General features: G+C 71.1%; 6 protein-coding genes and 1 pseudogene. 3 read left to right on the top strand and 4 right to left on the bottom strand.

The window, feature by feature from the left end; all coding sequences use genetic code 11:
- Positions 1-544: 544 nt before the first annotated feature.
- Entirely contained in the window at positions 545-877 is a 333-nt protein-coding gene (locus ACWCYY_RS19455) for a hypothetical protein (protein WP_449796766.1), read from the bottom strand.
- Positions 878-928: 51 nt separating this feature from the next.
- Positions 929-1,894, bottom strand: coding sequence for a hypothetical protein (locus ACWCYY_RS19450; protein WP_449796765.1), 966 nt, complete (start codon positions 1,892-1,894; stop codon positions 929-931).
- Between ACWCYY_RS19450 and ACWCYY_RS19445 the strand changes: the two are divergent.
- The 3 genes and pseudogenes from ACWCYY_RS19445 to ACWCYY_RS19435 form a co-directional block, all read left to right on the top strand.
- Positions 1,815-2,072: pseudogene (locus ACWCYY_RS19445) on the top strand (transposase); the annotation flags it as partial. The gene ACWCYY_RS19450 and the pseudogene ACWCYY_RS19445 overlap by 80 nt on opposite strands.
- 319 nt (positions 2,073-2,391) lie before the next feature.
- Complete coding sequence (locus ACWCYY_RS19440; protein WP_449796764.1) at positions 2,392-3,084, top strand: hypothetical protein; 693 nt, start codon at positions 2,392-2,394, stop codon at positions 3,082-3,084.
- 1 nt (position 3,085) lies between these two features.
- Complete coding sequence (locus ACWCYY_RS19435; RefSeq protein WP_449796763.1) at positions 3,086-5,251, top strand: M48 family metalloprotease; 2,166 nt, start codon at positions 3,086-3,088, stop codon at positions 5,249-5,251.
- Positions 5,252-5,281: 30 nt separating this feature from the next.
- On the opposite strand, the gene ACWCYY_RS19430 is transcribed toward ACWCYY_RS19435, so the two are convergent.
- Complete coding sequence (locus tag ACWCYY_RS19430; RefSeq protein ID WP_449796762.1) at positions 5,282-5,584, bottom strand: hypothetical protein; 303 nt, start codon at positions 5,582-5,584, stop codon at positions 5,282-5,284.
- A 176-nt stretch (positions 5,585-5,760) separates the two neighbouring features.
- Positions 5,761-6,540, bottom strand: a complete 780-nt coding sequence (locus ACWCYY_RS19425) for a hypothetical protein (protein ID WP_449796761.1) — start codon at positions 6,538-6,540, stop codon at positions 5,761-5,763.
- Position 6,541 lies beyond the last annotated feature (1 nt).

The following is a 6,541-nucleotide window of genomic DNA, read 5'->3' as shown; positions in this document are numbered from 1 at the left end:
GCTGGTCGCCGACGCGGACGACCCCTGGGCCAAGGCCCGCGTGCTGATGGACGCCCTGGCCCCCGGCAGCTACGTCGCCATCACCCACCCCGGGCCGGACTTCGACCCGGGCGTCGGTGGGCGGGTACGCGATCGGGGCGTGGCTGGCGGATCTGCGGTCGGCGACGCAGGTCCCGGACGGCCATTCCCGAGCGCTGGCGCCGGACCGGCGGGCCGCATTGGAGGAGATCGACTCGTGGTTGTGCCCCATCTGGCCCATCGCTTGGCAACGCGCCTACACCGCTGCCAAGTTGTGGTGGCTGGAGGCCAACGGCGAGCCGTGGTAGCCCGCCGCCAAACGGCCTCCGACCCCGACCTCAAGCCCCGGGGCTGCGACCTGGTGCCCGGCTCCCTTCCGGAAGGGAGCCGGGCCCGGGCAGGTCGTCGCGCCGATCTTTACTGCCGTACACGGCCGTTGAGATACGTACCACCAATCAACTGACGATCACCCTGAAAAGCGGTCGGAGTTGGCCAGATCCAAAAGTCAGCCAGCGATCGCGCCAGCTCAGACGGAACCGAACCAGCAGATCTGCAGAAATGAATCGGAATCATCCAATTCATCCATCTCCCTTCTGATTCTCTCCAAGACCTCCCCCTTGGGGAGGCCCCATGGCTCAAAGTCCACATCGGGCTTCTCGCTGATATCGCCAACGGAGATTCCGGCGTCTACCATATCTCCGACCAGCTGGACAGTCATGTCACGGATGGCATCTTCCGTTGCCCCGGAGCCAGCGAGCTTTTCGGCCGCATCCCTGACGACAAAGAAGTACACGAGCGCATCATGCGCATATGCGACCAGGTAGTCCAGCTCTTCCTTGTAGAGCCTGGAGCCTGTCATTGATACCTATCCTTTACAGACGGAACGCATTACATCTCAACAGCGCAGCCCTCACCGTCGCGGAACATGGTAACGCTTCAGACCCAGTTCGCGCTGAAGGTCGTAGGCAAAGTCGATTGTCCAGTCGCCAGACCCAGCTGCACCACTGAAATTTCTATAGTTAATCTTACTGTCGCCGACCGCCCAGTACTCCACATCACCCTTTCCCGCCACCGGGACGCTCTTGTCAGCCGCTCCGATTTCCCTCCTGATATTTCCGATAATCATCTCCAGCTCCTCTTCGGTGACCTCCCACACACCAGCGCTTCCCGGCCTCCCGTATGGCTTTCCATCAGCCTTGAGCGCTACGCTTTTCACCTTTGAAACCTTCGCCGCGACTGCGGCCTTGGTCATGACGGTGGTAGCCGCAGCGAGCTTTTCGACGGTCTTTATCTTCTCTGCCGCCCGTACGACCTGCACACCTCGGCCTGCGGGGATCATGCCTACCGCAAGTTCCGAACAGGCGGACAGGGTGTGCTGGAGTCGGCACTCGTTGAATGTGTCGATACCGAGCAGTGCTTTGATCAGGGGAGTGCGCCGAGAGTCGTCCCGGTCGCCCCTGATCACGAGGCACATGTTGACCAGCCAAGTGGGTTCGGTGTAAGGGCAGGCGCTGTGGGCCTTGGGCCTTCCGCCGGGATTTTCTTTCTCGTAGGCCTTGATCGCCGCGATCATCTCGGCTTCGGCGTCAGCCATCTGCCTGTCGATCTCGGCCTGCTGGGCCGCCTCCTGCGCCTTTAGGGCGGCCTGACGTTCCTGCTCAAGTTTCTGGTCGACGAAATCCCAGGCCTCCTGCGCCGCAGCAGCGGCCTTGGCGTCGTCCTCGCCGGCGGCCGGTTGCGTCCAGGGGAGTGGTGTACGGGTTCCACCCGTTCCGGGGGTTTCATCCCGGTAGTGGGAGAACCTCGCCTCGGCGACTCCCGACTTGTTGCGGGCGATGGTGAAGACCTTCGCCGAGGCGATGATGTCCGCCGACATGGACCGGGCCTGCGGCGGCGAGTACGGCCGCCCCGGCGAGGACCGGGTCAACTCCCGGAACGGATACTGGAATCGGGACTGGGACACGAGGGCCGGCACGATCGACCTGGCAGTTCCGCACGTCGGCTCCGGCACCTACTTCCCGAGCTGGCTGCTGGAACGACCAGGCCGTACTGATCCGCCGTCCGACAGCGGCCCGGCTCACCCACGACGGTGACCCTGTGGTGAGGACAGCGGTTCGGGACTTACCGGCGGCGATCGGCGGCCACCCGAGTGAGCTCTGCCGCCGCGTTCGACGGAGGGGCCCATCTGCGCCCGTGCGGCCTGACCAGCCGGGGACGGCCCGAGAACGGTCCCGGAGCCCGATCGCGCCGATGGCCGGACAGCGTGAGATCACGGGGCCATACTGACGACACGTCGCGGCACGCGGGCCGATGTCCGACATCACCGCGGTCGCAGCTGAGTCCGGGACCGCAACGGGGGGCTGACACACACTCATGACGACTTCGAAATCATCCGACGCCGCCTGGCCCGTGAGCCCGTGGCGGGTCCGGGCGGAACGCCGTCGGATCATCCGCGCCCTCGCCCGGCCGGTGGTGGCCGAGGTCGCCCCGAAGGAACTCCCGCTCTTCGAGCGCCGCGCCCGGAGCCACTTCCGCCCCCGCCTGCGGCGCCGTAGGCCTCTGTCCATCGACATCGTGGGGCTGGCGACCGACGTGGTCACGCCTGCGGCGCTGTCGGCGGCCGCCGGAGTGCTCGGGACGATGTCCGCCCAGTGGGTGGGCCGGCTGGCCTCGCGCCTCTCGGACCGGGTGAGGCGCCGTCGACGCGGGGCCGACCAGGAGCCGCCCGAGCCCGCCGAACCGGACCTGCCGCCGGAGGCCGAGCCGCCCGCACCCACCGCGGCGGAGCTGGTCCGCTGGCGGCAGGCTGCGCTGTCGGGCGCCCTGCGCCACACGTCCGACCGGCAACGGGCGGAGCAGATCGCCGACTCCGTCCTGGCAGAGCTCGTCGCCGCGTTGGCCGCAGGATCCGCCGACACCCCGGCGATCGGCCCGGGTGCGCCCGGCCCCGCCGACCGCCGGAACCCGGACGGGAATCCGGACGGGGACACCACCGGGAACCGGGATCCGGACGGGGACACCACCGGGAACGGGGGCGGGAACGGCCCAGCGGCGAGCGGGAGTTGACGTGTTCGCCCGGGCCCTCCTCTTCTGCGTCGCCCTGATGAGCGCGGCGGTCACGATCGCCTTCCCCGCCACCACCAGCCGGGAGGACGACGCCGGCATGGCGTACGCCATGTGCTGGCCGGGTGCGGTCAGGCAGTACCAGCTGCAACTGCCGCTCTCCCCCGTCGAGCGCGAGATCCTCCGCCTGGCACCGGTCTGGCCACCGCAACAGGTGGCGGGCGAGGACGGACCGGCTCTGCAGCGGTACTTGGCGCAGCACTGCCCCCAACCCCCGGTCCCCCGGGGCGAGTTCCGAGTCGGGCTGGCCCTGGGGATCCTGGGGGTGGGCGGCTTCGTCCTGTACTGGCTCGGCCCGTACTGGCAGATCCTCCGCCACCGCCTGCTGAGGCTGCGCCCGGGGACCGGCTACCGGCCGGACCTCGCGGCGGCGGTGTTCCGGCTGGCGGACGAAGCCGGCGTCACCGTCCACGGGGTCTGGCTGAACCCGGGCGACTACACCTCCAACGCCGTGGCCTTCGGACACTTCGGGCGTCGGCACATCGAGCTCGGCAGCGGCATGGAGAGCCGGTTCGACGAGGACCCGGACACCTTCGAGGTGATCGTCCGTCACGAACTCGGCCACGTCCGCCACCGCGACCTCGACGTCACCCAGGGCATCGGCGCGCTGTGGGGGGCCTTCCTCGTCCTGCTCGTCGCCGCCCTCGGCTTCGCCGTGTCGGGTGACGCCGGGGACGGCGGGTACCTCGGGCAACTCTCGTTCCACCTGGCCGTGCTGGCCGGTCTGGTGTACGCCGCCCGCAACGCCTTCCTCCAGTCCAGGGAACTGCACGCCGACGCGTTCGCCGTCCACGGCCTCGACACCCGTTCAGGGCGGAGGGCGGGATTGCAGCGCAGCCTCGACGCCTTCTTCGTCGACCTGGCCGCCGGACGCGACGGCGGCGGGCTGCCGTTCGGCACCCACCCCGCCCTCCCCCGCCGCCGGGCCGCCCTGCGCCACCCCGCCCTCGCCGGCGAACTCAGCTTCTGGGACGCCGCGTTGACCGGCTGCGTCGCCCTGCTGGCCGTCAACCTGCTGCTGGGCGACAGCTTCGAGCTGATGCTGACCGGGGGGCGCCTGGGCTTCCTGGAGATCGACACGCTGCGCCCGGTCTACACCTGGCTGGCTCTCCCCCTCCTCCTGCCCGCCGGGGCCGTCCTCGGGACCGGCATCCGCCGCACGGTCGGCGCCTGGGGCGGCGGCCGCGCCGGGACGGGGCGGCTGGCACTGATCGCCCTGGGCCTGTTCGCGGGGCTCTACGCCGGGTGCGCACTCCACCCGAGCCAGCCGTACGGGAGCCGCTCCGCCCAGTTGCACAGCATGTGGTGGCGTCCGCTCACCGACACCGCCTTGCTCGGCCTCGCGCTGACAGCGGTCCTCTCGGTCCTGGCGCTCGCCCTGTTCGCCCACGCCCACGACACGCTGCGCGGGCCACGAGCCGCGTCCTGGCCGGTGGGTGCGTACGGCGTGCTCGTCACGGCCACCTGGTTCCCGACGGCCCTTCCGGGCGGAAGCACGCCGTACCTCCGAGGCGCGGTGATCGCGGGCGCCGTGCTCGCCGGCGTGCTCCTGGTGTTCCGACGCCGCCAACCCGAACGGGCCTCCGCGCCAACGCCGTTGCTCCCGCCGGACGGCACGAACCGGACCGAGGCGCCGTCCGTGACGGGCCCTCGACTCCTGCTCGCCCACGCCGTGACGGCCGCCACCGCAGCGGGCACCGTCGCCGCGGCGTCCCACCTCCTGGAGCAACCCCCCGACTCGCCGCTCGCCTTGGTCGCCGGTTCCGGGCTGATCTGCTCCGCAGGCGCCTTGGCGGGAGCGGCAGCCGCCCCGCACGACGCCGAGTTCCGGCGCCGCGTCCGGTACGCCACGGTCTGCCTCGGTGTCGGCACGGTCGCCGCCCTGCTGAGCGCTCCGGGGAACGCCGGGCTCGCCCTCCTGCTCGGCGCGGCCGCAACCGGCCTCGCGGTGACCGGCCGCCTCACGGCGTCGACCGTCTACGCCTTCCGCCACCACCACCGACCGGCACCGACCACCGCCCCGCCCGAGGCCGCCCCCCTGCCCCGCCCGGCCGCCCCGCAGAACGAGCCGACGGCCCGTCCCCGGCGCACCGGAGGACGCCACCGCTGACCGGCCCCACGAGCGGCCGCTGCTCCGGCATCAGGTGCACGCCCACCGCGTCGGCCGCCGGCCGCCGGTGGTCAGTTCAGTTCGGGTGCTGTGAAGGGTCTCGCCGTCCGTCGCGGAGGTGATGGCGGCCTCGGCCGAGTAGCGGCCATCCGCCGACTTCGCGAGCGCCACCTCCGGATCGAAGGCCACGGCGGCGGACCTGCCCACCGAGGGTGACACCGACGCGCGGGGAGCGGCGGGTCCGGAGTCGGCCGGCCCGCCGCACGCGGTCAGCAGGGCGGCCAGCGCGAGCGCCGAAGCGGTGAACAGGTGGCGGCGGTGCAGGACCCGCACGGGATTCCCCCAGGTGAGACGTGGTGCGAGGAGCGCCGAAGCGTCTCACACCACCCTCCGCTCCCCGGACATCGGGCGCCCCCTACAGCACCTCGGCACCCCGTCGACGGCGGACGTGACCTGCGGCCCAGGAGTGACGGACCGTCACCGTGCCGACCGGAGCGCACTGGTGACCGTCACCTCTCCTCCCGAGCGTGGAGCGTGTCAGCGACCCCCTTGCCCAGGTCGGCGAGGAACGCGTCGTGGGCATCACCCAGTTCGCGCTGGACCAGCTGCGCGCTGTGGTCCCGCAACCTGCGCAGCCAGCGCTCCCGCACCGGGTACCAGAACAGCGCCTGCACGGCGAGCACGACCACGAACCCCACCAGCCAGACGAGCAGGCCGGCCAGCACCGCACCGCCGTAAGCACCTGAGCCGTCGTCCGGCGGGCTCGTGTCGTCTGCCGCCGCCCCCGTCCGCGACAGCCAGGCTGCCAGGCCCACGACCGTGCAGAGCGCCATCCAGCCGGAGATCACGACCGCCGGGAAGCCCATCAGCGCCGGGACAAGGTTGCCCTCCTGCTCGGGCCCGGGTATCCGGTCGGCCACCCACCGGGCCTCCTTGCCGTGTGCGGTACGGAAGTCCGGTCCCTCCGTGAGCTCGGTGAGGTCCTGCGGGAGTCCGCGGTCGACGACCTCGCGGGCCAGGGCGGTGAGCGGGTGGTCGAGCTCGCCGTCCCGCAGCGGCCTCCTGGCGCGGTGGATCGCCGCCCATCCGGTGGCCACGGTGTCGTAGCGGCTCCGGCCGTGGGCGAGCAGGGTCGCCGGGTACAGCGCCCCCGTACGCTCGTCCAGTTCCGCCAGTGCCCGGGCGAGCGCCTGGTCGGCGCGCCGCCAGGCCAGGAACGCCCAGAGGTTCGCGAGGACGGCGACCACGACGGTGCTGACGACGAAGGCACTGACGCTCCACCACTGCATG

This window comes from Kitasatospora sp. NPDC001664, from assembly GCF_053596675.1.
The sequence above is the reverse complement of the archived record's forward strand: the minus strand, read 5'-3'. Positions and strand labels throughout refer to the sequence as shown.

Coding starts and splice junctions, on each gene's coding strand:
- ACWCYY_RS19455 (WP_449796766.1), bottom strand. CDS start 877: ATGACAGGCTCCAGGCTCTACAAGGAAGAGCTGGACTACCTGGTCGCA.
- ACWCYY_RS19450 (WP_449796765.1), bottom strand. CDS start 1,894: ATGTCGGCGGACATCATCGCCTCGGCGAAGGTCTTCACCATCGCCCGC.
- ACWCYY_RS19440 (WP_449796764.1), top strand. CDS start 2,392: ATGACGACTTCGAAATCATCCGACGCCGCCTGGCCCGTGAGCCCGTGG.
- ACWCYY_RS19425 (WP_449796761.1), bottom strand. CDS start 6,540: ATGCAGTGGTGGAGCGTCAGTGCCTTCGTCGTCAGCACCGTCGTGGTC.